The organism is Protofrankia sp. Cas3, assembly GCF_963555955.1.
In the GTDB taxonomy this organism is placed as follows: domain Bacteria; phylum Actinomycetota; class Actinomycetes; order Frankiales; family Frankiaceae; genus Protofrankia.
Genome location: NZ_CAUVXP010000080.1, coordinates 1 through 26,306, shown reverse-complemented (window position 1 = coordinate 26,306; position 26,306 = coordinate 1). Strand labels below are relative to the sequence as shown.

Here is a 26,306-nt window from a genome sequence, read left to right as displayed (position 1 = left end):
CCCCAGGCTTCCTCCACCTCGGCCCGTGCCGCCGCGTCGGCGACCGGGCGGCCACCGGGCAGCAGCGAGGGCAGGACGCCTGCGGCCAGGGCACCACGCTCGCCGGCGCGGCGCGGCACCCAGGCCAGCCGAGCGCCGGTCGCCTCCGCAAGCCGCAGGACCGCGGTGAAGGTCCCGGGGGCCTGCGCGGCCCGCTCCCCCACCAGGATCACGGCTCCGGGCGCCCGCAGCGCCGCACCGACCTGCGATGCCGCACCGGCCGGCATGTCCGCAGCACCTGCGTCCCCGGCTGCCAGGCTCGACAGCAGCGCAGCCTCCCCGCCGGGGGCGGTGGGCAGCAGCGTCCCGGCCATCTTGGCCAGGCCCGGGGTCGCCACCGGCGCGATCGAGAAGATCGCCGTCCCCCGCCTGGCCGCGGCCTTGCGCAGCCGTAGGAAGGTGATCGGCGCCTCGTCCTCGGGTTCCAGGCAGACCAGCAGCACCGCGGGCGCGGCCGCGAGGTCGGCGTGGGTCACTCCGATGCCGGTACCGGCGACGGCGTGGGCCAGGAACTCCTCTTCCTCCGCCGAGTGCGGCCGGGCGCGGAAGTCCACGTCGTTGGTGTGCAGGACGAGCCGGGCGAACTTGGCGTAGGCATAGGCGTCCTCGCGGGTCAGCCGGCCACCGGCCAGGACGCCGACGCCGTGGCGGTCCCGGCACTGCGCCAGGCCCCGGGCCGCGAACGCGAGCGCCTCGGTCCAGGATGCCTCGACGAGCTCGCCGGTGGCGTCGTCACGGACCAGCGGCGTGCGGAGCCGGTCGGCGCCGCCGGCGTAGGCAAAGGCGAACCGGCCCTTGTCGCAGTTCCACTCCTCGTTGACGGCCGGGTCGTCGGCGGCGAGCCGCCGCATCACCGTGCCGCGGCGGTGATCTGTCCGCAGCGCGCATCCGTCGGCACAGTGCTCACAGGTGGTCGGGGTCGAGACCAGGTCGAACGGCCGGGCGCGGAAACGGTAGGCCGCGCTGGTGAGCGCCCCCACCGGGCAGATCTGCACGGTGTTACCGGAGAAGTACGACGTGAACGGCTGGCCTTCGGCGACCGCCACCTGCTCGTCCGCACCCCGTTCGAACAGTTCGATGAACGGGTCGCCGGCGATCTGCGCGGAGAACCGGGTACAGCGCGCGCACAGCACGCAGCGCTCCCGGTCGAGCAGAATCTCGGTGGAGATGGCCAGCGGCTTGGGGTAGGTCCGCTTGGTCTCCTTGAACCGGGAGACGGCCTTGCCGTTGGCCATGGCCTGGTTCTGCAGCGGGCACTCACCGCCCTTGTCGCAGACCGGGCAGTCCAGCGGATGGTTGAGCAGCAGGAACTCCAGCGTCCCCGCCTGCGCCTTGGTGGCGACCGGCGAGGTGAGCTGGGTACGCACGACCATGTCGGCCGACACTGCCGCCGTACAGGACGCGACCGGCTTGCGCTGGCCCTCGACCTCGACGATGCACTGCCGGCAGGCGCCGACCGGGTCGAGCAGCGGATGGTCGCAGAAGCGCGGGATCTCGATCCCGAGCAGTTCGGCCGCACGGATGATCAATGTCCCCTTGGGGACGCTGACGGCCTGGTCGTCGATGGTCAGGGTGACGAGATCCGGCGGCGTGGGCACGACCGGAGGTGACGGGGCGCTGCTCGTCGACACGGTTGTCATAGTGATCAGTGAGCTCTCGCGAGGGCGTCCGGCGAACCGGCGACGCTGTCGGATGCGGACCGGGCCGATGCAGGCCCGCCAGCTGCGGACCGGTCAGCTGCGGACCGGTCAGCTGCGGGCCGGAGGAACTCGTCGCGAAAGAACGCGATGCCCGAAACGATCGGCGAGGTCGCACCGTCGGCAAGAGCGCAGAAGGCCCGGCCGAAGATGTTGTCGCAGGCGTCAAGCAGCGTGTCGACGTCGGCGGCGTCGCCGTCGCCCCGCTCGAGGCGGGACAGGATCTGCACCATCCACGGGGTTCCCTCACGGCACGGCGTGCACTTTCCGCACGACTCGTGCGCGTAGAACTGGGTCAGCCGCCGGACGACCTTGAGCATGTCCACGGTCTCATCCATGACCATGATGGCGGCCGTGCCGAGCAGGGAACCAGCCTCGGCGACACCCTCGAAGTCCAGTGGGACGTCGAGATGGTCGGCGGTGAGCATCGGCGTCGACGATCCGCCGGGGGTCCAGGCCTTCAGCCGCAACCCCCCGCGGACGCCCCCGGCCATCTCCAGCAGCTCGGCGAGAGTGGTTCCCATCGGTGCCTCGTACTGGCCCGGACGGGTCACATGCCCGGACAGACTGTAGATCTTCGGCCCCGGTGAACGTTCGCGGCCCATCGACCGGAACCAGGCCACCCCGCGTCGGATGATGTACGGGACGCTGGCGATGGTCTCGACGTTGTTGACCACCGTCGGTGACGCGTACAGCCCGTGTGTCGCCGGGAAGGGCGGGCGCAGCCGGGGCTGACCACGGCGGCCCTCCAGGGAGTCCAGCAGCGCGGTCTCCTCGCCGCAGATGTAGGCACCGGCGCCGGAATGGACGACCAGATCCAGGTTGAACCCGCTGCCGAGGATGTCGGCGCCGAGGTAGCCGGCCTGGTAGGCCTCGGCGACCGCGGCCCGCAGCCGCCGTCCGCAGTGCACCAGTTCCCCGCGCAGGTAGATGAAGGCGTTGTTCGCCCGCACCGCGAAGGAGGCGATGATGATGCCCTCGATCAGCGAGTGCGGGTCTGCGATCATCAACGGGGCGTCCTTGCAGGTACCGGGCTCGCCCTCGTCCGCGTTGATGACCAGATAGTGCGGTTTGCCGTCGCCCTGCGGGATGAAGCCCCACTTCATGCCGGTGGGGAAGCCTGCGCCGCCACGACCCCGCAGACCGGAGTCCTTGATGAGCCCGATGATGGCGTCCGGGCTCGTCTCCAGCGCCTGGCGCAACGCCTGGTAACCGTCGGTGCGTTCGTAGGTGGCGAGCGTCCAGGACTCGGGAGTGTTCCAGCGTCCGGTGAGGACCGGGGTGACCGGCATGGTCAGCTCCCCTTCGTCTGATGGGCGGTCTGCCTGGTGCGGGCCCGCTTGGCGGTGCCGGTCGGGGCGACCGTCGCACCGACGGCAACCGGGTCGGGCGTGCCCGCGGCAACCGGACCCGGCATGTCCACGGCATCCGCGACGAGGAGACCCGCCACAGATGGTTCACCCACGCCCGGCCCGGCCACCGCGCCGGGGCGCGGGTCGGGGAAACCGGCCAGCTGCCGGGACGCCTCGACGAACGTGCACAACGGCGCGCCGCGGGTCGGAGTCGGACGTTCGCCGCGTTGCAGCGCGGCCACGATCTCGACGGCGGAGTCCGCGTCGACCTGGTCGAAGAACTCGTAGTTGACGGTCATCACCGGCGCGTAGTCGCAGGCCGCCAGGCACTCCGCATGCTCCAGAGTGATCGCGCCGTCCGGTGTCGTCTCGTCGTGGCCGACACCGAGATGATGCGAGAGCCGGGCGTAGACGTCCTCGCCGCCGACCAGGGCGCACGACAGGTTCGTGCAGACCGACACCAACCAGTCGCCGACCGGCTTGCGCTTGTACATCGTGTAGAAGGTCGCGACCGCGCTCACCTCGGCCTGGGTGATGGCGAGCTCGGTGGCGCAGAACTCGATCCCCTCGGCCGTGACGCAGCCGTCCTCGGCCTGCACGAGATGCAGCATGGGCAGCAGCGCCGAGCGGGAGCGACCCGGTGGGTACCGGGCGATGATGTCCCGCGCGGCGGCACGGGTCTGTTCGGTCAGTGGCATTACCGGTCAACTCCCCCGAGAACTGGGTCGAGGGACGCCACGCCGACGATCACGTCCGCGACCTGGCCGCCCTCGGTCATCGCCGGGACCGCCTGCAGGTTGACGAAGCTGGGATCCCGGACGTGGACACGGTAGGGCCTGGTGCCGCCGCCGCTGACGACGTGATAGCCCAGCTCGCCGCGGGGTGACTCCACAGCCGTGTACACCTGCCCGGCCGGGACCCGGAAGCCCTCGGTGACCAGCTTGAAGTGGTGGATCAGAGCTTCCATCGAGGTACCCATGATCGTTCGGATGTGATCGAGCGAGTTACCCATCCCGTCGGTGCCGATGGACAGCTGCGCCGGCCAGGCGATCTTCTTGTCTGCGATCATCACCGGACCGGGACGCAGCCGGCCCAGGCACTGTTCGATGATCTTCATCGATTCGCCCATCTCCTCCAGCCGCACGAGGTAGCGGGCGTAGGAGTCGGCCTCCAACAGAATGGGGACGTCGAAGTCGTACGTCTCGTAACCGCAGTACGGCATGGTCTTGCGCAGGTCCCAGGCCAGACCGGCCGCACGCAGCACCGGTCCGGTCACGCCGAGCGCGATACAGCTGGCCGCATCGATGTAGTTGACATCGACCATGCGGCCCTTCCAGATCGGCTGCCCGGACAGCAGAGCGTGGTATTCCTTGATCCGTTTCGGCATGTCGTCGAGGAAGACACGGATATCGCGCTCAACCCCGTCGGGAAGGTCCTGGGCCAGTCCGCCGGGTCGGATGTAGGCGTGGTTCATCCGCAGACCGGTTATCGTCTCCAGGAGGTCCAGGATCTTCTCGCGCTCCCGGAACCCGAAAATCATCCCCGTGGTGGCGCCGATCTCCATCGCTCCGGTGGCGAGCCACACCAGGTGGGAGGCGATCCGCTGGAGTTCCATCACCAGCACCCGGATGACGGTCGCCCGCTCGGGGACCTCCTCGGTGACACCGAGCAGCTTCTCCACCGCCAGGCAGTAGGCCGTCTCGTTGTACAGCGGCGAGAGGTAGTCGGCCCGGGTGAGGAAGGTGACCGCCTGCGTCCAGGTGCGGAACTCGCAGCTCTTCTCGATCCCGGTATGCAGGTAACCGATCACGACCCGGGTCTGGACGACCGTCTCGCCCTCGATCTCCAGGACAAGGCGCAGCACCCCGTGAGTGGATGGATGCTGCGGACCCATGTTGACGGTGAGCCGCTCGGTGTAGTCCTCACCGCCGCCGAGCACCTGCTCCCAGTCACCGCCAGTGACCGTGTATATCCGCCCGTCTGCCGATTCGGTGAAGCCGGCCTCATAGGCGGCCGCGGACGCATCAGCCGCGGGCACATCGGCAGGAACGTCAGCGGGAACATCGTCGACCGGCGGTCCCGCGAACGGGCTGGACCTACTGGACCTGCTGGACGTGCTGGACGTCTCGGAGGCGTGGGTGGTCATAACGAACCTCGTTGGTAAGAACGACACAGACTGGGACGACACAGACTGGGACGACGCAGATAGGGACGGCACGGATAGGGACGGCACGGATTCGAACGGCACAGATGAGGGCCGCATCCGATCATGAGTAGCTCCGCCGCGTGTCGGGTGCCGGTACCTGGGCGCCCTTGTAGTCGACGGGCACGCCACCGAGCGGATAGTCCTTACGCTGTGGGTGACCGGACCAGTCATCCGGCATCATGATCCTGGTAAGGCTGTCGCGGCCGGAGAAGACGATGCCGAAGAAGTCGTAGGTCTCCCGCTCGTGCCAGTCCGCGGTAGGCCAGACACCCATGACGCTCGGGACGGTGGGGTCGTCGTCGGCGAGCGCGACCTCGACGCGGACGCGGCGACGCCAGGTCATCGACAGCAGGTGGTACACGGCGTGCAGCCGCCGGCCGCTCGGATCGTCGGGGTAGTCCACCCCGGAAACCCCGGACAGCAGTTCGAAGCGCAGACCCGGATCATCCCGCAGCGTCTGCGCGACCGCGAGCAGGTAGTCGCGCCGAACGTGCAGGGTCAACTCGCCGCGTTCGACCACCACGCGTTCGAGCGCCTCGCCGAGCTGCGGGAAGGAGCGCTCCAGGGCGTCGTAGACAGCGTCGACGTCAGGGTCACCGAACGGTCGTGCGGTCGAGGCCGGAGCAGAGGGGCTCTCCACGAGGCCGCCGAAACCGGAGGTGTCGCCGGAACCGGACGCACCGAAGGCGTCGCGCCGACGCGGTCCGCCCTTTCCCGAGGGCGCCATAACGTCGCTCATGCCCTGTCCCCGTGCTCCGGTGCAGCCACCGGACGCTTGATCCGACCGAACACCGAACCGGGAGCGATCGCGGCAGGTCGGCGCGTGTCGAGCGACGGTTCGACCGCACCAGCTCCGGTCGGGACCGGGGCGCCGGCGGGAAGGCGGAACCGCTTGCGGTCGTTGACCGACAGTGTGTCGGTTTCCAGCGCCCCAGCCGGCAGGCCGGCCCGCGCGGTTGCCACCTCGATCGGCTTCGGATAGGGCGAGTGGCCGACCGTCGTGTACTCGAGCTTACCCGTCACCGTGCCGGCGAGAATCTTCTCGTGCAGCTTCAGGATCGCGTCCATGAGCATTTCCGGCCGCGGCGGGCAGCCCGGGAGATACATGTCCACCGGGACGATGTGGTCCACACCCTGGACGATGGCGTAGTTGTTGAACATCCCGCCGCTGCTCGCACACACGCCCATCGACAGCACCCACTTGGGTTCGGGCATCTGGTCGTAGATCTGGCGCAGCACCGGAGCCATCTTCTGGCTGACCCGACCCGCAACGATCATAAGGTCGGCCTGGCGCGGGCTGGCCCGGAACACCTCCATACCGAACCGGGCGAGGTCGTAACGACCCGCGCCGGTCGACATCATCTCGATGGCGCAGCATGCCAGGCCGAACGTGGCCGGCCACAGCGAGGACCGCCGTGACCAGTTGGCCATCTTCTCCACGGTCGTGAGCAGCAGGCCACCGGGCAACTTCTCTTCTAGTCCCATTCGAGGCCTCCGCGTCGCCACACGTACGCATAGGCGACGAATACGGTCGCGATGAACAACACCATCTCGACCAGCCCGAAAATCCCCAGGCTCCCGAAGGCGACCGCCCACGGATACAAGAAGATGATCTCGATGTCGAAGACGATGAACAGCATCGCGGTCAGATAGAACTTCACCGGGAAGCGGTGTGGGCCGACCGGCTCGGGCGACGGCTCGATTCCGCACTCGTATGCGTCGAGCTTGGCGCGGTTGTACCTCTTCGGGCCGACCAGCGACCCCATGATCACAGATCCGATCGCGAACGCTGCCGCGATCACTAAAAGTACGAGGATCGGCACGTAGTTCGACAGCATGCCGAGCTCCTCTCTGCAGGTCCGGTGCGGGATGTGGCAGTGGCGGTGTGCCGTTGACGATCAGTTGCAGGCGACCCGGGGTTCGCTGGTCGGATCGCGCCCGGGAGCCTACGCGACGCCCGATCCGGGGGTTGCGGCCGGTTTACCCCGACCCGGCTGGTGATGTCCGGCGGCATTCAGCGGGTGACGTCCAGCGGCATTCAGCGGGCGACGTCCGGCGACGTCCAGCGGGTGACGTCCAGCGGGTGACGTCCGGCGACGCACGTTTGGGCACTCAGGTCGCGGGCGCGACTCTGGTCATCGCGTTGATCAGACGGTCCAGCGCATCACCTCCCCGCGGGTCGGTGAGATTCGCCAGCAGCTTCAGCGTGAAACGCATGAGCGTCGGCCGAGGCAGCCCGTACCGGGTTGCCGTCCGCATCACGGCCGGGTTTCCGATCAACTGGACGAACACCCGACCGAGGGTGTAGTAGCCGCCGTAGCGCTGGCGGAGAAGGTGCGGGTATGCCTGCAGCGCCCGTTCCCGCGACGGCCCGGACGCGCGGGCCATCGCCTGCACGGCCACCTCGGCCGCGAGACGTCCGGACTCCATGGCGTAGGCGATGCCCTCGCCGTTGAAGGGATTGATCGCACCACCCGCGTCCCCGACGAGCATGAGACCGTCGCGATAGTGCGGCGTGCGGTTGAAGGCCATCGGCAGCGCGCCACCGCGGACCGGACCGGTGGCGTTCTCCTCGGTGTAACCCCACTCCGGTGGGAGACCGCCGAGCCAACGCCGGAGTAGGTCCTTGTAGTCGGTGTTCTGGAAGGCGCTGGTGGTGTTCAGCAGCCCGAGGCCGACATTGCTCGTTCCGTCGCCGACACCGAAGATCCAACCGTAGCCGGGAAGCAGCCGGGAGGCCCCCGGTGCGCCCTCCCACAGTTCCAGGTGGGACTCCAGGAAGTCGTCGTGGGTGCGGGGGCTGCGGTAGTACCGGCGCACCGCAACGCCGAGCGGACGATCATCACGGCGGCCGATGCCGAGCGAGAGGGCCATCCGCGCGCTGTTGCCGTCAGCTGCGATCACCAGCGGAGCGCGGAACTCGACCGGTTCGCGGCCACGGCCAGCCTTCGCGTGGACTCCGACAACCCGACCGGTGCGCTCATCGAGCACCGGGCCGGTGACCGCGGTTTCCTCCCGCAGCCGTGCGCCTGCCTTCTCGGCATGCCGGACGAGCAGCTCGTCGAAGTCGAGCCGGGGACGGACCAGGCCGTAGTCCGGCCAGTTCGCGAGCTCGGGCCACGGCAGTTCGAGTCGCACGCGGCCGCCGACGATCCGCAGGCCGCGGTTTCGGACCCACCCGGAGCCCTGCTGGACCGACCCGGAGATCTGGGCACCCCGAGGTACCTCCCGATCGACCCCGGCCGGACCAACCCCGGCCGGACCAACCCCGGCCGGACCAACCCCGGCCGGATCGCTGCTGGTGTCGATACCCATCTCGATCAGGCTGCGAACGGCCCGGGGAGTGAGCCCGTCACCGCAGACCTTCTCCCGCGGGAAGCTCGTCTTCTCCAGCAGGACGACCTCCAGCCCGGTGCGGGCCAGGTGATACGCAGCCGCCGACCCGCCTGGTCCAGCACCGACAACGATGACATCGGCGTGCTCGGCCTCGACCGCTGTCATGATCACGCACCGCTCCGGATCGCCGGGGTATTCCCACTCGCCATACTTCCACCGCTCGTGAACATTTTCACGAGCGCAACGGCGAGTCTAGGCCCTGCGCCCGCGGTTGGCACAGGTGCCGGGATCGCGAACAGGCCCGCGTCGCGTGCAGCGACGAACCGCGGGTCCGAACCCCAGCAAATGGATCACCATGGCCGTAAGGTGAGTGGGGATGATGTACCGGATCAGGGGCTGTGATCCCCGCCCCGAGGCACCCGGGGCGCGACCGGACACTCGACCGGACAGGAGCACGGGATGAGCTTCGAGACCGTCACACTGTCCACGGCGGACGGACCCATGGATGCTGTCGTCGCGCATCCGGCCGACGTGCCCCGCGGCGGTGTCATCGTCGCCCAGGAGGCCTTCGGACTCACCGGGTACATCGCGACCGTGTGCGAGCGTTTCGCCGCCGTCGGCTGGCGTGCCATCGCGCCGGCCTTCTACCACCGGGCGGGGTCACCGGTCTTCGCCTACGACACCGATATCGCCACCATCCGATCGACCACGCAGGCGCTCAACAGCCTTGAGATCCTCGATGACGTCGACGCGAGTATGGAATTGCTCGCCGACGAGGGAACCGCGATCGACCGCATCGCGGTGGTCGGTTTCTGCATGGGCGGGACGGTGGCGACGATTGCCGCCGCGCACCGTCCGCTCGGGGCCGCTGTCAGCTTCTACGGCGGCGGGCTCGTCCAGGGCCGGTTCGGCGAGGCGCCCCTGGTCGAGGTGGCGGCCCGCCTTCAGGCACCGTGGTTGGGCCTTTTCGGCGACCTCGACCAGAGCATCCCGGTGGAACACGTCGAAGCCATGCGATCGGCCACCGGGGACGCCGCCGTACCGACCGAAATCGTCCGCTACCCGGGCGTGGGGCACGCGTTCCACTGCGACGTACGGCCCGCGGCATACAACGCCATCGCCGCCACGGATGCCTGGGCCCGCACGCTGGCCTGGCTGGACGCCCACATCCCAGCCTGATCATCAAGCCTGGCCGCCCGGGGCGCCGAGGTCACCCCGGTACTCCGCGATACCCGCGATACCCGCGATACCCGCGATACCCGCGATACCGGGTCAGGATGGGCGGGTGGCGCGGTGCAGTGCCACGATGCCGCCGGTGAGGTTGCGCCAGCCGACCCGGGTCCAGCCGGCTCCGGCGATGCGCGCGGCCAGGGCCGGCTGGTCCGGCCAGGCGCGGATCGACTCGGCCAGGTAGATGTAGGAGTCCGGACTGCTGCTGACCGCGCGGGCGAGCCCGGGCAGCGCCCGCATCAGGTACTCCAGGTAGACCGTGCGCCACGGCGCCCAGGTGGGCCGGCTGAACTCGCAGACGACCAGGCGTCCGCCCGGCCGGGTCACTCTCGCCAGCTCCGCGAGGCAGCCATCCACATCGACGACGTTGCGCAGGCCGAAGGAGATCGTCACCCGGTCGAAGGAGGCGTCCGCGAACGGCAGCTTCAGGCCGTCCCCGGCGACCAGAGCAACAAGGCCGCCGCCAGCAGTATTGATCTGCTGACCGAGGCGCCGGCGGCCGACCCTGAGCATGCCCAGGGAGAAGTCACAGGCCACGACCGCGGCACCGCGGGCGGCGAACGCCCGCGAGGATGTGGCGGTACCGGCCGCCAGGTCCAACACCCGAAGTCCCGGACGCAGCTCGAGCGCGTCCGCGGTGGCGATACGCCAGGTCCTGTCCCGGCCGGCGGACAGCACCGTGTTGGTCAGATCGTAACGGCGTGCAACACCGTCGAACATGGCCGCGACCTCGTCCGGACGCTTGTCCAGCCCGGGTCGGCCGGCCGAGGTACCGGGCGTCGGCGCGGCGCTGCCGCCTGCCCCGCTCACCGAAACACCGCCGGGGGGCCTGCGGCGGCAACATCCACGGCCAGCTGATCGTCTCCGGCCGCCATGGCGAGCGCGGCCTGTGCCGCCTCCCAGTCGGTGGTGGCGCCGATCGCCGTGAGCCGCGCCCGGGTCGCGGTGTCACACAGCGCTCCGGCCACCCCGGCCTCGTAGAGGTCGCGGGCACGCACGCCCAACGCGGCGGCCACCGCGTGTTCACGTCCGAGATCGGTGTCGAACATGGCCGGGTCGTCGGTGGCCAGCGAGCAGCGGACGCCGGCGGCCATGAGCGCGGGCAGCGGATGCGCGGCGAGCTCGGTCACCGACCGGGTCCGCAGGTTGGACACCGGGCAGACGTCCAGGACGATGTTCCGTTCCGCGAGTTCAACCATGAGATCGGGATCGTCCACGGCGCGGATGCCGTGGCGGATGCGGCGTGCACCCAGCGCATCGACGGCGCCTCTGATCGATTCCGGTCCGGTGGTCTCGCCCGCGTGCGGGACGGCGGCCAGGCCTCCATCGGCGGCGATGGCAAAGGCCCGTGCGTACGGCTCGGGCGGATGACCGACCTCCGGCCCGCCGAGGCCGAGGCCGACGATCCCCAAGTCCCGGAACCGGACCGCCTGGCGCGCCACCTCGCAGGCCGCCTCCGGCGGCAGGATGCGGTCGACGTCCGGGGTCAGGCGCATGTCCAGGCCGAACCGTTCCCGCGCCTCGGCCACGCCGTCGGCGTAGCCGTTGAAGATCTCCTCCCAGGAGATTCCGCGCTGGACCCGGAACCACGGCGAGAAGATCCCCTCGACGTACACGGCGCCGTGCCCGGCCGCCTGCGCCGCGTAGTCGACGACGACCTGGCGGAAGTCCTCGGCGGTGCGCATCACGTGCGTGGTCATGATCCAGATCTCGATGAAGTGGTCGAAGTCCCGGAACCGGTAGAGCTCGGTGAGGCCCTCGACGGTCGTCGCCGGCAGCGGCTCGCCGTTACGCCGCGCCATCGCCAGCAGCGTCTCCGGGCGGACGGTGCCCTCCAGGTGGACGTGCAGTTCGATCTTCGGTCCGGTGCGCACGGTCACCCGGCCAGGCTAGCCGGACGCCTCCCGCACCGGGTCGGCGCATTACCCCCGAGAGATCTCCCGGCTGAACATTCGAGGACGGGCTCTCTGTGCACGCCGTACGGCTTGGCGTGGGCGAGTGGCTAGGAGGCCCGGCCTCGGTGAACTCCCCCGGGTGACCGCATCCCCACCCGTCCGTTCCGGGCGGATGACCGGCCCATAGTCCCTCGGTCGGGGGTTCGAGCCCCACCCGCCCCACTGACCGTGCCTTGGGTAGGTGCCGCATGTGGCCTGACCTGGGCTTTCGGCGGTTCTTATACCCAAATTACCGATCTTTCTAACTTTGACGTTACATCCGTGAGGCTGCTGACCAGCGCGTGTGCTACTGCCGCTGGGTCAGCCTCGGGCGGCCCGTTGCGCGGCTGGCGAGCCGTGTCCGCACCGTGCGCGGGCGGCGTCACGGAACGTTCACCCGGCCGGGTGCTCAGTCCGTTCCTGCGGCGACACGGGAGTCGATCAGTCTCTGTCGGATCTCAGGTGAGGACGGATCCGCCTGCAACGTCGAGGATGATCCCGGTGATCCAGGCCGAGTTGTCGGTGGCGAGGAACAGGGCGGCCCGGGCGACGTCGTTGGGTGTGCCGAGGCGGCGGATGGGGTGCTGGTCGCGGAGGTGGGCTTGGACGGCCGGGGGAATTTCGGTGCTGTTTCGTTCGGTGAGGATGGCCTCGGGTGCGATGCAGTTGATGCGGACTCCGTGCGGGCCGGCCTGGGCGGCTGCGTCCTGGGTGAGCAATCCGACGCCGGCTTTCGCCGTGGCGTAGGCGAGTGGCGAGAACGGGCTGGGTCTGCGCGCCGCCGCGGAGGACATCGTGATGATCGCGCCGGCGCCGCGTGCCTTCATTCCGGGTAGGAAGCACTTGATGGTGAGGAAGGTGGCGGTGAGGTTCCCGTCGACCGCCGCGCGCCAGTCGGCTGGGCTGATGTCCTCCAGGGGCGCGGGCGGTGTTGTGCTGCCGCCGGCGTTCGCGACGAGGATCGTGACCGGGCCCACCTCGTCCTCGACGGTCGTGCGCATCGCTTCGAGGTCGTCGTAGCGGGTGACGTCGCCGGTGACGACGAGAGCCTGGCCGTTCGCGGCGGTGATCGAGGCGTGGACGCGGTCGAGGGCGTCTCGGTCACGGCCGTGGAGGACGACGTGGGCGCCCTCGGCCGCGAAGAGGCGGGCGATCTCGGCGCCGATTCCGCGCGAGCTTCCGGTGACGAGCGCAACCGTGCCCTCAAGGCTGGTCACGGCTTTGTCCGGAGCTCGTCGCCCGTCGAACGTGGGTCCGTTATGCGGAAGGTTGGGTGGTTGGCCGGGTCGGGCAGCGCGTCGAAGGTCCGTTGAACGGTGGGCAGGCGGCCGTACTGGCGTAGGTACTCGGCGATCAGGGGCCGCCGGTCCTCGGTGGGAACCTCGATCGTCTCGATCCGTTCGCTGCGCCGGCGACCGCGCAGTCGGGCATGCCCGGCGGCCCGCAGGTTACGCGACCATTCCGTGTCGCCGTAGGCGGATATGAGGTAACGCTGGCCGCCGTGGTCGAGGACGGCGACCGGAACGGTGCGTTCCCGGCCCGTGACCCGGCCGGGAACCGTCAGCGAATGCACGATCGCGGGTTGGAACAACCGGGCGGCGCGGCCCCCGATGACGCGCGCGGGCCACGGCGGCCGGATGTATGGCTTGTCGGTCATGGTGTTTTCCCCTCGGCTCATGAAGGGTCTGTGGGCAGGCGGCCGGTTCGCGGCGGGTACCGCGGGCTTAGGTGAATGCCGGTCAGGAGCTGGTCCGGCCCGGGGGCGAGGAGGAGCGTCGCCCGGAACTCGGCGTCGAGCGGCTGGCTCTGGTGGTCACCGCGCTGTCGCTGTGTGCCGACGACGACGATCGCGGCGCCGACGCTCCGCGGTGGGACGTCGGGCGTGAAGGAGAACGCGGTGTACCTCAGCCCGGCTGCGAACCGCCCGATCCACTGGCCACGGTCGAGGAGAAATCCGAACGGTCCGACGCCCAAAAAGTCTGGGTGAAGTAGTCCGCTCAACGCGTCGGAATCGCCAGCGAGTTCGGCTCGCACCCACGCGTCGATGCGGCCCTCGATAGCAGGCCGCGCCGTCGGTGAACTCATCATCGTCCCCTTCCAGGAGTCGGAAATGCACCGTTTTCGGGTAGGATTCATCGACCTGTCCAGCCCGATTTGTGGTCGCGCCGGTTCGTTAGGTGGCCCGGCACCCGCGCGGTCCAGGCGGCGAGGGCAGGTCGTCCTCCGTCCCGCCGACGTTGAACAGCAGGCTGGTCAAAGTCTCGGCGACAGCGGCCAACCGGTCGTCGGCGATGCCGCCGCGAAGGCGCCGGTCGAACGCGATCGTCGCGTCGCGGAGCCGGAGGAACGCGGCGTCGCCGGCTTCGGTCAACGTCACGAGGTGCGTCCGACGGCTGTGTGGGTCGCGCTCGCGACGGACGAGTCCCTGTGCCTCCATCGCGTTCAGGTGATGCGTGAGCGTAGCCTCGCGGATGCCGACCGCCGCCGCCAGCTCACGCTGGCTGGCCCGTGCGCGGACCTTCAGGTTCATCAACACCAGCCACATCGGCAACGACCCGTCGGCCGCCGCCAACGCCTCGTCGTAGGCCCGGCTGACGACTCGCGCCGTGCGGGTCAGGTGCAGCCCGATCGGCAACCGTGGCGGATCCACACCTGCAATCTACTCCGCAATGATTAGATGTCAAACCCTTCGACATCTATCCGTCGCTGTCGAGGTGGCCGGCCGGCCGCTTCCGGACCCACCAGCCGGGGCCACCCGCCGCGGCCGGCCCCGGGTAGCGTCCGCCCCGAAAGCAGCCGATTTTCTGCGGTAACGTCACCAGCGACCTGGCCGGACAGACCCGCTGGGCGTGGCCGACTCCGGGTGCTTTTCTGCGATAGCGATGGAAGGGGCGGCCGTGGGCGTGGCGCGGGCGCTCGGGCCGCGTTCGGAGGCGCCGACCGTCGCCGAGGCGGTCGCCGCGTTCCTGTCCACCTTGGATCATCCTGAGACTGCGGGGACCCGGCGGGTCTACGCGTCGACGTTGCGCCAGTTGCGCGAGCGCCTCGGGTCCGCAGTGCTACCAGCGGACTTCCCGGCCCGACCGGCGGTCATCCACCGGGGCATCAGCCGAACGGGTATGTGGGATAACGATCCGGTTCGGATCCGTAACACGAACGGCGACCACGTGGCTATATAGGACGGGTTCCGAATGAACCGAGGGGGTTGTCATGGCGGAAGTGCCGCTGGCGAGGGCGATCACACAGCTGCGGACCGAACTGGCGCAGGCGATGGCCGACGGCGCGGACGAGAGGCTGAAGTTCGCACTCGAGTCGGTCGTCCTCGACCTGCAGGTGGCGATCACGTCCACTGGGAAGTCCGAGGCCAAGGCCGGGCTGTGGAGCGTGCTGACGTTCGGCGCGTCCGCCGACCACACCCGTGGTTCGGTGCACAAGCTCACGCTGACCCTGTCGCCGATGCTCGTCGACGCGCCGCCCGGTCAGAAAGTCCTCGTGGGACGGGACGGAACCGGACTGCCGCCGCTCCCCGAGGATCGGGACCCCGACGAGGGCTGAGAGGTCAGGCCGATGGACACCGAACTGCGCCGCATGGGCGGCCGTCGCGTGGTCGAGGTCGCCGGGGGCGGAGGTTCGGGGTCTGGCTACGCGATCGGGGACGATCTCGTCCTGACTGCCGGGCACGTGGCGGTCGGCCTGACCGAGCCGGCCCGTGAACCGGTCCGCGCCACCGTCCGGCTGCTGGACAAGACGGTCCACGACGCCGAGGTCGTGTGGTACAGCCTTCACGTCGACGCTGCCGTCGTGCGCGTCGCCGACGCGCCGTGGCGGGACGAGCCGGACCGGGACGCGTTGCGCTGGGGCAAGGTCGTCGACGACGGGGTGGCCTGTGTGGCGCGAGGATTCCCGCAGTCCCAGGGAGTGGACACCGAGACCATGCGTGGGCGGATCAGCGCCAGCACGGCCGTGCGGTCGGAGCGGTACGACGTCAACATCGCGGAGCCCCACCTCATCCCGTCTCGGCCGGGTACGTCGTGGTGGCAGGGCATGTCCGGTGCGGCGTTGTTCGGGCTCGGGCGGCAGCTCCTGGGTGTCGTCGTGGCCGACTCCCCGGCGCACGGCGGCCGCCGGCTGGAGGCCGTGCCGGTGACGCGGCTGATGGACGAGGAGGGTTTCCGGCGCGTCGTCGGCGTGCGCGCCGGGGACGTCGAGGACGTCTGGAACCGGAACCTGGTTGAGCTCCACGTGCGGGACTTCCTCGGCCCGCCCTACGAGCCGTTGCCCGCCGGGCACGCGGACTTCCATCTGCTGCAGGCGAAACACGGTGTCGTGCCGTTCATCGGCCGGGACGACGACCTGGACCGGCTGCGTGCCTGGTGCGCGGGTCCGGACCTGTTCAGTGTCGCCGTGGTGAACGGTGACGGCGGCGCCGGCAAGACGCGGCTGGGCGCACAGCTGTGCCGGGAGTTCGGCGACGCGGGCTGGGCGGCGGGGTTCGCGCGCATGTCCGATCTCGACCGCGTGATCCGCGCCGGGACGCATGTCGACGTGACGTGGCCGACCGTGCTGGTGCTCGACTACCCCGACCGGGCGAGCGGCGAGGTATTCGAACTGATCGGCCGGCTGTCCGCCCGGCGGCGCGGCGCGCGGCTGCGGATCATGCTCGTGGACCGGGCGCCGTCGGGGCCGCAGGCCGAGTTCCTCACCTGGCGGCATCGGCTCAACCAGGACACGCTGGGCGAGATCGAGCGCCGCACGCGAGTGGTGGTCCAGTTGGCGGCCGGCGGGCTGGGGCCGGGCGAGCGGCGCAAACATGCGCGGCGGGCGTGGATCGCGTTCGGCGGCGGCGTCGAGGTGTCCACACTGGACCTGAGTGACGACGGGTACCGCAACCCGTTGAAGGTCCACCTCGCGGTCCTGCAGGCGTTGCGCGGCGAGACCCACGCCAGCTCCGACGGGGTCGTGCGGGGGTTCTTCATCCGCGAGTCCGCCCGCTGGGAGGGCAGGCTGCCGGCGCACCACATCGGCGACCTGACCACCAAGCTGGCCCGTCAGGCCGTCGCGCTGGCCACCTTGACCACGCCAACTCCGGACGAGGCCGTGGAGCTGCTCACCTCGTTCCCGCAACTCGCCGACCGGACCGGAGTCGCCGTCGACCGGCGGACCAAGGTGTCCGAATGGCTGGCCGAGCTGTTCCCCGGAGGCCCGGTCATCGCCGCGCTGGCGCCCGACCTGCTCGCCGAGGAGCTGCTCGCCCGGACCCCGAACCTGGGTCAGCTGGTGCTGTGGGTGCACGACAACGACGCCTGCACCACCACGCACATGGTCACCATGCTCAACACTCTCCGGTTGGCCGCCACCCAGCGCGAGGACGTCCGCGGCGTGCTGACCGGGTTGCTCGCGAGGCGGCTCGCGCCGCTCGTGCAGGCGGCCGTCGCCGATCCCGCCGGCCGGCTTGCCGGCGCGGTCGAAGCGGCCATCGTGCTGTGCGCGGACTTCGACACGTCCGGCGAGATCGCCGAGGCGGCAACGAAACTGGCCGGTCCACGACCGACCACAGTGGACGCTATCGCGCGCATGCACTGCCAGGTCGCCGAGCTGGCCGCAGGCCGCCACTCATCGCCGGAGGCGGCCGCCGCCGCGTGGACCGACCTTGCCGCGTTCCGTTCCGTGCGCGGCGACCACGCCGGCGCGGTCGAGGCAGCCCGCCGGGCCCTGGACGTGTTCCCTCGGAACGGGCCGCCTGACGCGCTCGCGCACGCGATCCACAACGCCGGCACGGCCCTGGCCGTGTCCGGCGACCTGACGGCCGGCCACGAGTTGCTGGCCGAGGCCGTCCAACGCTTCCGGCAGCTCGGCAGGGAGCACCTTCCCGCATTGGTCGACTCGCTGGGCAACCTCACGGCCTGTCTCGCCGACCAGGGGAACCGGGCTCCGGCCGCGGAACAGCTCGCGCTGATGCTGGAGCAGCACGCCCTGCTCGACAGGCCCGACGTCATGACCGAGTTCGTCGCTCCCCTGCGCCATCTGGCCGGGATTCTGCCGCCGGGCACGCCGGCGCCCGATCCCAGCCACTACCGGCCACCCGATGGCACGCATCCTCAATGGTCGCAACGGGATCGTTGGCTGCCCCGGCTGCTGTTGACGGCTCGTCTCGTGGTCGGCTTCGCTGAGCACGCCCCGCGGATGATCACCAGGAGCCGGCTGCCGCTACTGCCGGGGCGGGTCGCGGCGGAGCAGGAGCGGCGGATCGCCAGGGACCACGCGGAGACCCTCCGATGGCTGGGCTTCGTGCTGCGTGACGTCGGCAGGTTCGCCGACGCGATCGCACCCCTGGACGAAAGCGTTGCACTGCTTCGCCAGTACGACCCGGACGACCACGCTTGGCTGGCCGTCCGGTTGGACGCACTCGGCGTCTGCAGTGCCAAGGCCGGCCGAACCGAGGAGGCGATCGGTCATGCCCGTGCGGCGGTCGCCGAGCACCGGGCCGGTGACGACCCCGCCGCCCTGGCACGCTCGCTCGGGAGCCTGGTCTCGTACCTGTACGCGGCCGATCTGCTGTCCGAGGCCGCGGAGGCCCTGCGTGCGGCCATCGAGCTCCACCGTCAGACGGTCGACGAGCCGGCTATGGCGGACGCCCACGCGATGCTCGGAGTCGTGCTCAACCGGATGAGCCAGACCGCGGCCGCCGTCTACCACCTGACCGAGAGCGCGGCGATCCACCGCGCTCTCGCGAAGTCCGATCCCAGTCACGCCGATGGCCTACGCACGACCACGGCGCTGGCGAACCGGCTGAGCCGCCCGACCGACTACGTGGCCGAGGCACGGGAGGACGTCGAACACGCCGCCACCCTCGCGGCCGCCAACCCGGCGCTCCTGCCCCGGCATGTCGCCGCGCTGGACAAGCTGAGCTCGGAACTCGGGGTCGAGGGCCAGTTCGCCGAGGCGCTCGCAGAGGCCGAACGTGCGGTGGAGATGGCGAGACTGCTCCCGGAGGGCAGCGCGGACCGCGCGAAGGCGTTGAGCAGCGCGCTGAGCGGGGTGGCGTCCTGGGCACAGCCCCTCGGCGAGGTCGACCAGGCACTGGCGGCGGCGACGGAGGCCGTGGACCTGCTGGCCGGCTTGTCGGGCCGGGACATCCCGATGCTGCGGGCCGTCGCCCTCGGCACGTTGAGCAGCAGCCTCATCGCGTCGAACCGGCCCCAGAAGGCACTCGACAAGGCCCGTGAGGTCATGGACATCCTCGACGAGGAAGAGGAGTCGGACGAGACCGACTGGATGCGCGGCCTCACACTGCTGGACCTCGGTCAGAGCCACCTTCTGCTCGGCCGGCCCTCTGACGCTGTCGGTCCGCTGGCCGTGTCCCGTGACCTGCTCACACCAGCCGCGACGGATACCCCGGTGGCGCGGGGGCTGCTGGCGCGTAACCTCGCGGTGTCCGGTGAGTGCCTCGCTCAGGTGGGTCGGCCTGACGAGGCCCTGGCGGTTCTCGGTGAGCTGGTCGCGCTACTGCCCGCCGACGACACCATTCCCGGCGCCGGCCTGATCCGTGCGAGCGCCTTCACCGCCATGGCGAACTGCCACATCCTCCTCGGCCGCCCCACCGAGGGCCTCCACCACGCGACAACCGCGCTCAGCTACTTCCACGTCCATCAGCCGACCGACCCGAACAGCCGGGCCTTGCACGCCGCGGCGCACGCCGCGGCGGGCCGGGGCCTCGGCTCGATGGGGCGACAGACTGAGGCTGTGGACATGCACGCCGAGGCCGCGCGAACGTACCTGGATCTCGTGGACTCGTTGCCGATGCTGGCACGAGGCCTTACCCAGACGCTCACAGAACGTGCCGGGTACCTGATCGACCTGCAGCGGTTTCCGGAGGCGTACCAGGACGCGGTCAACGCGATCAGGTGGTGTCCCGACGAGCCGATCACGCGGGACCCGCTCGCGCTGGCGGAAACCTGCGCGGCGCTCGCCCTGCTCGCCGGCGGCGACGTGAATGGCGCGCTCCCGCACTTCACGGCGGCACGGTCACACTACGACGCCCTGGGGCCTCTTCGGCGCGACGAGCCGTACCTGCTGTTCCTCAGAGGATTGACCCAGTGCCTGCTCATGCTCGGCAAGACGGCGGAGGCGGAGCGAGCGGCGTCCAACGGCCTGGCGACGGTGCAGATCCTGGGCGTGCCCGTCGCGAACGTCCTGGTCATGCTCACCCAGGCACGACTCGAGACCGGCGCACCCGGAGCGGTGCAGTCGGCGGCCGAAGCCGTGCGCGTGTTCCGCGAACACGAAGCCGAACCGGGTGTGCCGGCCATGATGGCGAGCGGCCTGTACATCCTCGGGCTGGCCTTGCGCGCCGCCGGCGCCGAGCGGGACGCGGTGGGGCCGTTGCAGGAGTCGGCTACCCGGTTTCGGACCTTGGCCGAACCGGCGCTGCTGCTGGAACACCATGGCACGGAACAGGAGCTCGCCACCTGCCTCGACCTGCTCGGCGACCAGGTCGGTGCGCTCGAACACGCCAGGATCGCCCTGGAGATCATCGCCCCAGCAGCACGGACCGACCCGACGCTGTTCCCGTTGCTGTCCGAGGCGCTGCTGGTGTACGCCACCAGTCTGGTGAACGCCGGTAGACTCGCCGACGCGTTGAGTTGCCTGGACGAGGCAGCCGCCGGGCTGCTCAGCCTGGCTCAGCAGGACCCGCAGGAGCACCTCTCGACCCTGCTCGCCGTGTTCCAGATCCAGGCCCACTGCCTACGCCTCCTGGGCCGACACCAGGAAGCCACACAGGTCGACACCCACGCCGCCTACTGGGGTAGCAATAACGTCATACAAGGGCCGGAGTAGCGAGGCGACCGGTCGTGGGCCTTGCATCTCTTGCGGACGCGCCCGCAACAGTTCGACCTGCACCGATTCAAAGATCTGAGCCGCCCGCGCCAGATACCACCTGGAACACCGTACACACCGCCCGCGCCCTCGACCAGATCCGCGCCGACGGCAGACCCACCGCGGCCGCCGACGTCGCCCGGCTCTCACCCCTCGGGTTCGACCACCTGCGCATGCTCGGCCGGTACAACTTCTCGCTGCCCGACGACACCCGTGACGGCATCTGACGGAACGAGCCGGCACCGGCCGGCACGGGCGACGACTCTGAGGCGGTAGATCATGGCCGCCGGCCAGCATATTCGGCATGAGACGGCTGTCGCCGACACGGTGCATCGGTCTGGGGCGGTAGCTCAACTGGTCAGGGCGGGGGACTCACAATCCTCCGGTCGTGGGTTCGAGCCCCACCTGCCCCACTACGCCGCGTAGTTAGTGTCTGACCTGGTCAAATAGGTTTACCTATCGGTCGCGTCGCTTGGGGATCACCTAAACGAGCAGGTAGGCGGGCCTGTCTCCCGGTTCGTACGGAAAGATGGTCCTCGCCCGACGAGCCTCATGCGGCTGCTGTGGGTGACATCTGGCTCCGCGCGGCGACGTCGAGCAGGTACCAGTTCGCCAGGTCCTTGGTCTCCAGGGAGGGCCCGTCGGTGACTGCGGGGGGCCGGTTGACTGTCCCAGTGGCCGGCGGGAGTTGTGGGCCGTCGATGCTGGCACCAAGCCGGCTGTACGGCTCTCGGCATCACGGAAGGTAGTGACCGTCGTGGTCTGCACGCGGCGAGCGGCGCGGCGACGCCGACGGCCGGCATGAGACCGAGAATTCGGTGGCGGGCGTCGAGTCTCTGTCGGTACCGTGGCCCCAGACCGTGACCGGAGCCCAGGGAGGTGAGTCCCGTGATCGACGCAGCAGTTCCGTCGTGGGTGCTCCCTGGTTCCGTCACGGGGTGTGCGGCTGGATAGCTGCTGGGAGCACCGTCCTTTCTCGTGAGGGGCACGCCCGTGACCGACCTGAACCCGGCTGACCTGTGCCTGGTCTCGCACGCCACGTGGGACGACGAGCATATTCCGCGCGCGGGCGGCCTCGCCCTGTTCGACGCGTTCGCGTCGACGGAGAAGTCGCTGCACGTCAATGCCGGGAAGCACATGGGGCTGCATCGTTTCGAGGCGGCGTCGGCGGTCCGGTTCTTCGAGCGGCACCTGCGGGCGTGACGTGAGCGGCGCCCCGGGCGCAGACCCGGGGCGCCGCCCTCATGGGAGCAGTAGCGCCTCCAAGTCCGCGCGTCCCGACGAACGTGTCCGCGTCCACGAACTCCCTGTGCACCCGCCGTCGTCCTCACGCCCGGCACGTGGTCGCGATTCGAGTACTGCCAGAACGTCCAGCCGCCGGATCCACCGCGAGACCTACAAGGTCGGCCGCGCGCGGCTGGAGAAGGTGCCCTGCGTCCTCCTCTGCGTCGACAGGCCGCGCCAGGAGCTGGCCAAGCGCGGGGTCGAACTGGACGCAGTACGCCAGGGTTGGCTCGACGCCAAGGCGCTGGTCCTCGACAGCGTCGACGGCGACCAGCTCTCGAGCGTGTTCGACGGGGTAGTCATCGTCCCGCTCCCTCAGCACCGGTCACCGTCACGACGATCGCCACCGTCCTTGCCTGCGGATCAGACACCCTTGATCATACCCCAATGGAGGAGGAGGAACGCGTCGTCGACGCCGTCGGCGGTGAGGCAGGCCCCCCAATCGCCGACGAACTGTGGCTTGTCGGCGATTTCGACCCGCCAGAGGTCGCCGACCGAGCGGCCCAGCGTTTGTGGATCTGTCCCGCCAGGTTTCGCGAGCTGAAGTGAACCTTTTCCACGCGCGATGAGGACGGCCGATTTCACCTCGCACCGAAACCCGTCCCCGGCCTTGCTCCAGACGGGGTAGTGCTGGGCAGTCAGGCTGATGGTGATCGGCCGGAAATCACCGTCGACCTTCGGCGCTGCCTTGTACGCGGCCCAGGCCATCGGAAACTCGTGGCGCAGCGAGAAAAGTCGGGTACTGCCGGCGGCCTTGGCCGACTCGATTTTCTCCTTCAGGTCACTGACGGCGGATTTGCCCAACGCTTCGCCGCCCTCGCGGGCGGTATAGGTGATATGCAGCACGACGTCGCTGATCGTGCTGTAGTCGAACTGGGCCGGATCCCCGGACGAAGGGTCGGCGGGCAGCCGGAGCTGCCAGTCGCTGATAACCCCGGAGTTCTCGAACGGCAGGTAGCGCTCGTCGTGGAGGTTCGCGTCGAAAAGCCCGCTGTCATTCTGCGCGCCGCTGGTCACGACCGACCGCAGGCTGCCGTAGTAGTCCGCGAGGCGGGCGTCCTCGGTGCCCTCCTGTGCATAGCCGTGCGCGCCCGGCGCCGGGCTCACTCGGATGGTGCTCCTGACCAGGGTGAGGGTGCAGTTGACGCTCGTGTACGGCCCCACGACGCACGGAATGGACAGCGCGACGTTCCGTATCCGCCGGAAGTAGTGGCTGGGGCCGTCCAGGTTGAACAGGTCCTCGTCAAGCCTGAATGTACAGCGGCCGGTCGCGCGGAGTTCGAGAAGGGCCTCTGGAGCCACCTGGAGCAGGCTGACGTGCTTGGTCAGCTCGTATTCGCGTTGGTTGAGCTGCTGGTAGGCGAGCTCCATCCGCCGGAGGTCGAGCATCAGTCGCTCGCCGGCGAGCAGACCTTCCTTGCCCGCCAGATAATTATATTGAAGGAAGGTCAGGCTGGTGTCACCGAGCTCATGGCCCAGTGCGCGCTCGGCCTGGCGGGCGACGCCGAACGCGGTCTGGAAGCTCTGTGCATAGAGGCCTTTGATCTCGCGCTTCAAATAGCCGTACAGCGCCTTGTTGGCGTTCTTTCCTGTCTTGCTCGCGCCGTCCTCGTTGAGGAAGGTCTCGATCTCCGCCGCCTGCTTCATCTGTTCGCGGTGGTTGCGCAGATCGAGGTCGGCGATGGCCTCGCGGAGCTGGGCGGCCCGGATCTGCTTGAAGATCTGGCTGATTTCGCCCGCCGCCAGGTTGCTCTGGAAGGCCCAGTCCCGCTCGCGCCGGGCGAAGGCGTCGATCCGGGCCGCGCGGCGGGCCTCGAAGTTGAGCCGTTCCGCCACCGCTCGGGCGGCGGAGGCTATCGCGCCGGCCGCGTTACCGACGTTGCTGCCGCCGTAGGAGACCGTTGTGCCCAGGCCCCACGGCTGGACGTGCACGCTCACGCTCGGCACGGCGTGGCCGATGGAGCTGACCAAGCTGATGATGTTGGCGATGTCGGAGGCGAGCTGCCCGCCTTCCAGGAGGAGTCCTTCCCGCACCTCGTTGGAGCTCAGCAGCCGGCCGCCGGCCAGCGCCTGGGCGGCTTTGGCGAAGGCGTCGCGCGCTATGTCGACCTCGATGGTCCGGGTCGGGACGCTGCCCTCCTGCGCGGACAGCTTCATCCGCTCCAGGCCGGCCCGGTCCAGATCGACGAGGGTGGGGACCGCTGCGCTGATCTGGTCCAGAGTCCGGCCGAGCTGGAGCTCGTAGTACACGTATCGCTGCATGGCGATCTGGAGGGAGCCGCGCAGACCCTCCGTGGCTTTGATCGCCTCCTGGGACTGCGCGTACTTCACCTGCTCGGCCAGCTGAAGGATCGCGCCTTCGTGCTTGGCGCGCAGGAGCGCCAGCGCCTCGCCGTCCTCCTTCTCGATGACGGCCAGCAGGTTCGCCGCGAGGGCCTTGACCTCCTGGGCAAGCTCGATCGCGGAACGCAGCAACGGGGCAAACCGGACCAGCGGCAGCGGCTGGTTCACCCCGTTCACGATCGCGGCGACGTCGATGCCGGCCGCGGCCGCCCGCGCGAGCAGGGCCGGGTCGATGGGCGGCTCGAACAGCGCGAGCTGCCGGAACACCCCCTGCGAGTTGAGGCTGTTGCGGATCTTGAACAGTCGGTCGGCGACCGTGTCCCAGTAGCCGAGGAGCTTGTCGTTACGCGGCACGCCGAAGTACAGCGCCTTGCCTAGGCTCCGCGCGGCGGCGACCGCCGGGCTCACCGGGCCGGCCGGGGTGGGCAGCGGGAAGAGGTCATAGGGCGGGTCGGCCTCGACCTCCCGCAGGACGGTCCCGAGCTTGCCCAGGTCCTTCTTCAGGCTGTCGTAGGTCTGGGGCCTCATCGTCCCCTTGGCGGGGACGGCTTGCGGGCGCGGCCCGAGGATCTGTGCCGCCAGCAGGTAGAGCATCAACGCCTCGTCGACGGCCTCACCGGTGTCCTGGGCGAACAGGGAGTCACCCCAGGCGATCAGGTTGTCGAGGTAGGCCATGACGGTCTTGTACATGTAGGCCTGCTGGCGGTAACGCGCGATGACGTGCGGCCGGAACGGCGCGCGCTGCCAGGCGTCGATGCTGTTGGCCGTCTCGGCCCGCAGCTGGGCGTCCGCGCCGGTGGCCAGGTTGACCAGGATGTCCTCGACCCGCTTGACCTCGGTCGTCTGGAACGGGCGCACCTTCCAGAACCGCTCCGGCTCTGGACCGTCGCTGCTGTCGGTCGGGTCGAAGATGTAGTGGAACCAGCGCTGGGCGTCGGCGAAGTGCTGGTTGCGACTCAGCTGTATCGCCATCGCCAGCGGGGCGTGGAAGAACAGCTCCCAGTTGTAGACCGCGTAGGCGCCGCCGCCGCTGAAGTCGAGATCGCGTACCGGGCGGGGGTGCGCGACGAGGTCGGTCGGGCCGTAGCGGTCGACCGCTTCGGCGTACAGGACCGGGCGCGGCTGGCTTCTGACCAGGGTGGCCTGGGTGCCCGCGACGACGGTCACGTCGGTGCCGCCGGCCAGCAGCGCCCCCGTTCCCGCCGGCAGGGTCGCGGTGCTCCCGTTGTAGAGGATCACGGCGGTGTCGGCCGGAAGCTGGACAGCGGCATCGACGGTGAGGAACGCCGGCCACGCGGCCAGCGTGAGCACGCTGCCCGGCGGCGGGGCGGGCGTGAGCCCGTCGGTCAGGGTCACGGCCAGGCCGGCGGGGGCGGACACGCTTGTCGCGGCGGAGGCGTCGACCGACAGCGACGCGGCCAGCTCGACCTGCGTCCCGTCCGGCAGACGCGCCGACGTGGCCGCCGCCAGCAGCAGGCCGGCGCGGGCGGCGACTGTCACCCGCGCCGCCGCCGGGAGCGTCACCTCGACGGTCTCGGGCAGCGACGCGCCGTCCGGGGCGTAGTCGGTGTCGGCGGCCTGCAGGCTGGCCAGGCCGAGCTGCCGAAAGCGGTCCTCCAGAACCTGGACGTAGTCGTGATAGTGGGTCTGGACGCGGTAGGCGACGTCCCGCTGCTGGACGATGAAGTGCTTGAGTTCCTTCGTCTCCCGGTAGCGGGTCCCGGTGAAATAGATCTCCTGGTCCAGTAGCCCGTGCAGCATCGGCACCGTCGGGTTCCGCATGGTCTCCTCCTCAGCCGATCTGTCCGGATGCGCCGTCCGAGCCGAGCCCGATGGCCGGCGTGAGCGCGGCCAGGTTCTGGCGCAGGGCGGCGTTCAGGCCCGCGCCGCCGACGAGGCTCAGCCCGGTGGCGAGCTCCTGGCGGCCCTTCCCGGCCGCCAGTGCCCAGCCGGGCACGACGAGCGCCGCGTCGGTCGCGATGCCGCTGCCGGCGCTCACCCGCACCGT

The 26,306-nt window shown here is 69.9% G+C and carries 22 protein-coding genes, 1 tRNA gene and 1 pseudogene; 7 read left to right on the top strand and 17 right to left on the bottom strand.

What is annotated here, in order from left to right; all coding sequences use genetic code 11:
• The 8 genes from U9983_RS15815 to U9983_RS15780 all read right to left on the bottom strand — a co-directional run.
• Positions 1-1,679: NADH-quinone oxidoreductase subunit G (locus tag U9983_RS15815; protein ID WP_322754760.1), on the bottom strand; the 1,679-nt coding region annotated here is incomplete at its 3' end.
• 5 nt (positions 1,680-1,684) lie between these two features.
• Positions 1,685-3,028: an NADH-quinone oxidoreductase subunit NuoF gene (gene nuoF, locus U9983_RS15810; RefSeq protein ID WP_322754759.1), complete on the bottom strand. Its 1,344-nt coding sequence runs from the start codon at positions 3,026-3,028 to the stop codon at positions 1,685-1,687.
• Between the two features lie 2 nt (positions 3,029-3,030).
• Positions 3,031-3,786 (bottom strand): NADH-quinone oxidoreductase subunit NuoE, encoded by a 756-nt coding sequence (nuoE, locus tag U9983_RS15805; protein WP_322747885.1) that lies wholly within the window; start codon positions 3,784-3,786, stop codon positions 3,031-3,033.
• The gene (locus U9983_RS15800) at positions 3,786-5,234 is read right to left on the bottom strand and encodes an NADH-quinone oxidoreductase subunit D (protein ID WP_322754758.1); all 1,449 of its coding nucleotides are present in this window, start codon (positions 5,232-5,234) and stop codon (positions 3,786-3,788) included. Before U9983_RS15800 ends, nuoE begins: the two co-directional genes overlap by 1 nt.
• A 121-nt stretch (positions 5,235-5,355) precedes the next feature.
• A complete protein-coding gene (locus U9983_RS15795) occupies positions 5,356-6,033 on the bottom strand; it encodes an NADH-quinone oxidoreductase subunit C (protein ID WP_322754757.1) in 678 nt (225 codons plus the stop codon).
• Positions 6,030-6,779 (bottom strand): NuoB/complex I 20 kDa subunit family protein, encoded by a 750-nt coding sequence (locus U9983_RS27925; protein WP_416210330.1) that lies wholly within the window; start codon positions 6,777-6,779, stop codon positions 6,030-6,032. The genes U9983_RS15795 and U9983_RS27925 overlap by 4 nt, the downstream gene beginning before the upstream one ends.
• A complete protein-coding gene (locus U9983_RS15785) occupies positions 6,770-7,129 on the bottom strand; it encodes an NADH-quinone oxidoreductase subunit A (protein ID WP_322747914.1) in 360 nt (119 codons plus the stop codon). Before U9983_RS15785 ends, U9983_RS27925 begins: the two co-directional genes overlap by 10 nt.
• A gap of 277 nt (positions 7,130-7,406) precedes the next feature.
• A complete protein-coding gene (locus tag U9983_RS15780) occupies positions 7,407-8,795 on the bottom strand; it encodes a geranylgeranyl reductase family protein (protein ID WP_322754756.1) in 1,389 nt (462 codons plus the stop codon).
• A 294-nt stretch (positions 8,796-9,089) separates the two neighbouring features.
• Between U9983_RS15780 and U9983_RS15775 the strand changes: the two genes are divergently transcribed.
• Positions 9,090-9,809 (top strand): dienelactone hydrolase family protein, encoded by a 720-nt coding sequence (locus U9983_RS15775; RefSeq protein WP_322754755.1) that lies wholly within the window; start codon positions 9,090-9,092, stop codon positions 9,807-9,809.
• A 93-nt stretch (positions 9,810-9,902) separates the two neighbouring features.
• On the opposite strand, the gene U9983_RS15770 is transcribed toward U9983_RS15775, so the two are convergent.
• From U9983_RS15770 to U9983_RS15745, 6 genes are all read right to left on the bottom strand, one after another.
• Entirely contained in the window at positions 9,903-10,670 is a 768-nt protein-coding gene (locus tag U9983_RS15770) for a demethylmenaquinone methyltransferase (RefSeq protein ID WP_416211411.1), read from the bottom strand.
• Positions 10,667-11,734, bottom strand: coding sequence for an adenosine deaminase (gene add / locus U9983_RS15765; protein WP_322747912.1), 1,068 nt, complete (start codon positions 11,732-11,734; stop codon positions 10,667-10,669). The genes U9983_RS15770 and add overlap by 4 nt, the downstream gene beginning before the upstream one ends.
• Before the next feature lie 518 nt (positions 11,735-12,252).
• A complete protein-coding gene (locus U9983_RS15760; protein WP_322754754.1) occupies positions 12,253-13,011 on the bottom strand; it encodes an SDR family NAD(P)-dependent oxidoreductase in 759 nt (252 codons plus the stop codon).
• A complete protein-coding gene (locus tag U9983_RS15755; RefSeq protein ID WP_322754753.1) occupies positions 13,008-13,451 on the bottom strand; it encodes a nitroreductase family deazaflavin-dependent oxidoreductase in 444 nt (147 codons plus the stop codon). The genes U9983_RS15760 and U9983_RS15755 overlap by 4 nt, the downstream gene beginning before the upstream one ends.
• Positions 13,452-13,468: 17 nt before the next feature.
• Positions 13,469-13,879: a nuclear transport factor 2 family protein gene (locus U9983_RS27920; RefSeq protein ID WP_416211412.1), complete on the bottom strand. Its 411-nt coding sequence runs from the start codon at positions 13,877-13,879 to the stop codon at positions 13,469-13,471.
• 88 nt (positions 13,880-13,967) lie between these two features.
• Positions 13,968-14,444 carry a MarR family winged helix-turn-helix transcriptional regulator gene (locus U9983_RS15745; protein WP_322754751.1) on the bottom strand — a complete coding sequence of 159 codons (477 nt, stop codon included), beginning with the start codon at positions 14,442-14,444 and terminating at the stop codon, positions 13,968-13,970.
• Between the two features lie 247 nt (positions 14,445-14,691).
• Between U9983_RS15745 and U9983_RS15740 the strand changes: the two genes are divergently transcribed.
• The 6 genes and pseudogenes from U9983_RS15740 to U9983_RS15715 form a co-directional block, all read left to right on the top strand.
• Positions 14,692-14,973: a hypothetical protein gene (locus U9983_RS15740; protein WP_322754750.1), complete on the top strand. Its 282-nt coding sequence runs from the start codon at positions 14,692-14,694 to the stop codon at positions 14,971-14,973.
• A gap of 31 nt (positions 14,974-15,004) precedes the next feature.
• Positions 15,005-15,349, top strand: coding sequence for a trypco2 family protein (locus tag U9983_RS15735; protein ID WP_322754749.1), 345 nt, complete (start codon positions 15,005-15,007; stop codon positions 15,347-15,349).
• Positions 15,350-15,361: 12 nt separating this feature from the next.
• Complete coding sequence (locus tag U9983_RS15730) at positions 15,362-20,632, top strand: tetratricopeptide repeat protein (protein ID WP_322754748.1); 5,271 nt, start codon at positions 15,362-15,364, stop codon at positions 20,630-20,632.
• A gap of 14 nt (positions 20,633-20,646) precedes the next feature.
• A complete protein-coding gene (locus U9983_RS15725; protein WP_322754747.1) occupies positions 20,647-20,898 on the top strand; it encodes a Tn3 family transposase in 252 nt (83 codons plus the stop codon).
• 112 nt (positions 20,899-21,010) lie between these two features.
• A tRNA-Val gene (locus tag U9983_RS15720) sits at positions 21,011-21,084 on the top strand.
• Positions 21,085-21,712: 628 nt separating this feature from the next.
• Positions 21,713-21,874, top strand: a pseudogene (locus U9983_RS15715) (alpha/beta hydrolase); the annotation flags it as partial.
• 124 nt (positions 21,875-21,998) lie between these two features.
• Here the strand turns inward: U9983_RS15715 and U9983_RS15710 are convergent.
• The 3 genes from U9983_RS15710 to U9983_RS15700 all read right to left on the bottom strand — a co-directional run.
• Positions 21,999-22,277: a hypothetical protein gene (locus U9983_RS15710; RefSeq protein ID WP_322754745.1), complete on the bottom strand. Its 279-nt coding sequence runs from the start codon at positions 22,275-22,277 to the stop codon at positions 21,999-22,001.
• Positions 22,278-22,318: 41 nt separating this feature from the next.
• The gene (locus U9983_RS15705; protein ID WP_322754744.1) at positions 22,319-26,080 is read right to left on the bottom strand and encodes a hypothetical protein; all 3,762 of its coding nucleotides are present in this window, start codon (positions 26,078-26,080) and stop codon (positions 22,319-22,321) included.
• Between the two features lie 10 nt (positions 26,081-26,090).
• On the bottom strand, positions 26,091-26,306 hold a 216-nt coding region (locus U9983_RS15700; protein WP_322754743.1), incomplete at its 5' end, for a hypothetical protein.

Coding starts and splice junctions, on each gene's coding strand:
- U9983_RS15705 (WP_322754744.1), bottom strand. CDS start 26,080: ATGCGGAACCCGACGGTGCCGATGCTGCACGGGCTACTGGACCAGGAG.
- U9983_RS15775 (WP_322754755.1), top strand. CDS start 9,090: ATGAGCTTCGAGACCGTCACACTGTCCACGGCGGACGGACCCATGGAT.
- U9983_RS15755 (WP_322754753.1), bottom strand. CDS start 13,451: ATGACCGACAAGCCATACATCCGGCCGCCGTGGCCCGCGCGCGTCATC.
- U9983_RS15730 (WP_322754748.1), top strand. CDS start 15,362: ATGGACACCGAACTGCGCCGCATGGGCGGCCGTCGCGTGGTCGAGGTC.
- nuoF (WP_322754759.1), bottom strand. CDS start 3,028: ATGCCGGTCACCCCGGTCCTCACCGGACGCTGGAACACTCCCGAGTCC.
- U9983_RS15780 (WP_322754756.1), bottom strand. CDS start 8,795: ATGACAGCGGTCGAGGCCGAGCACGCCGATGTCATCGTTGTCGGTGCT.
- U9983_RS15795 (WP_322754757.1), bottom strand. CDS start 6,033: ATGAGCGACGTTATGGCGCCCTCGGGAAAGGGCGGACCGCGTCGGCGC.
- U9983_RS27925 (WP_416210330.1), bottom strand. CDS start 6,779: ATGGGACTAGAAGAGAAGTTGCCCGGTGGCCTGCTGCTCACGACCGTG.
- U9983_RS15735 (WP_322754749.1), top strand. CDS start 15,005: ATGGCGGAAGTGCCGCTGGCGAGGGCGATCACACAGCTGCGGACCGAA.
- U9983_RS15800 (WP_322754758.1), bottom strand. CDS start 5,234: ATGACCACCCACGCCTCCGAGACGTCCAGCACGTCCAGCAGGTCCAGT.
- U9983_RS27920 (WP_416211412.1), bottom strand. CDS start 13,879: ATGAGTTCACCGACGGCGCGGCCTGCTATCGAGGGCCGCATCGACGCG.
- nuoE (WP_322747885.1), bottom strand. CDS start 3,786: ATGCCACTGACCGAACAGACCCGTGCCGCCGCGCGGGACATCATCGCC.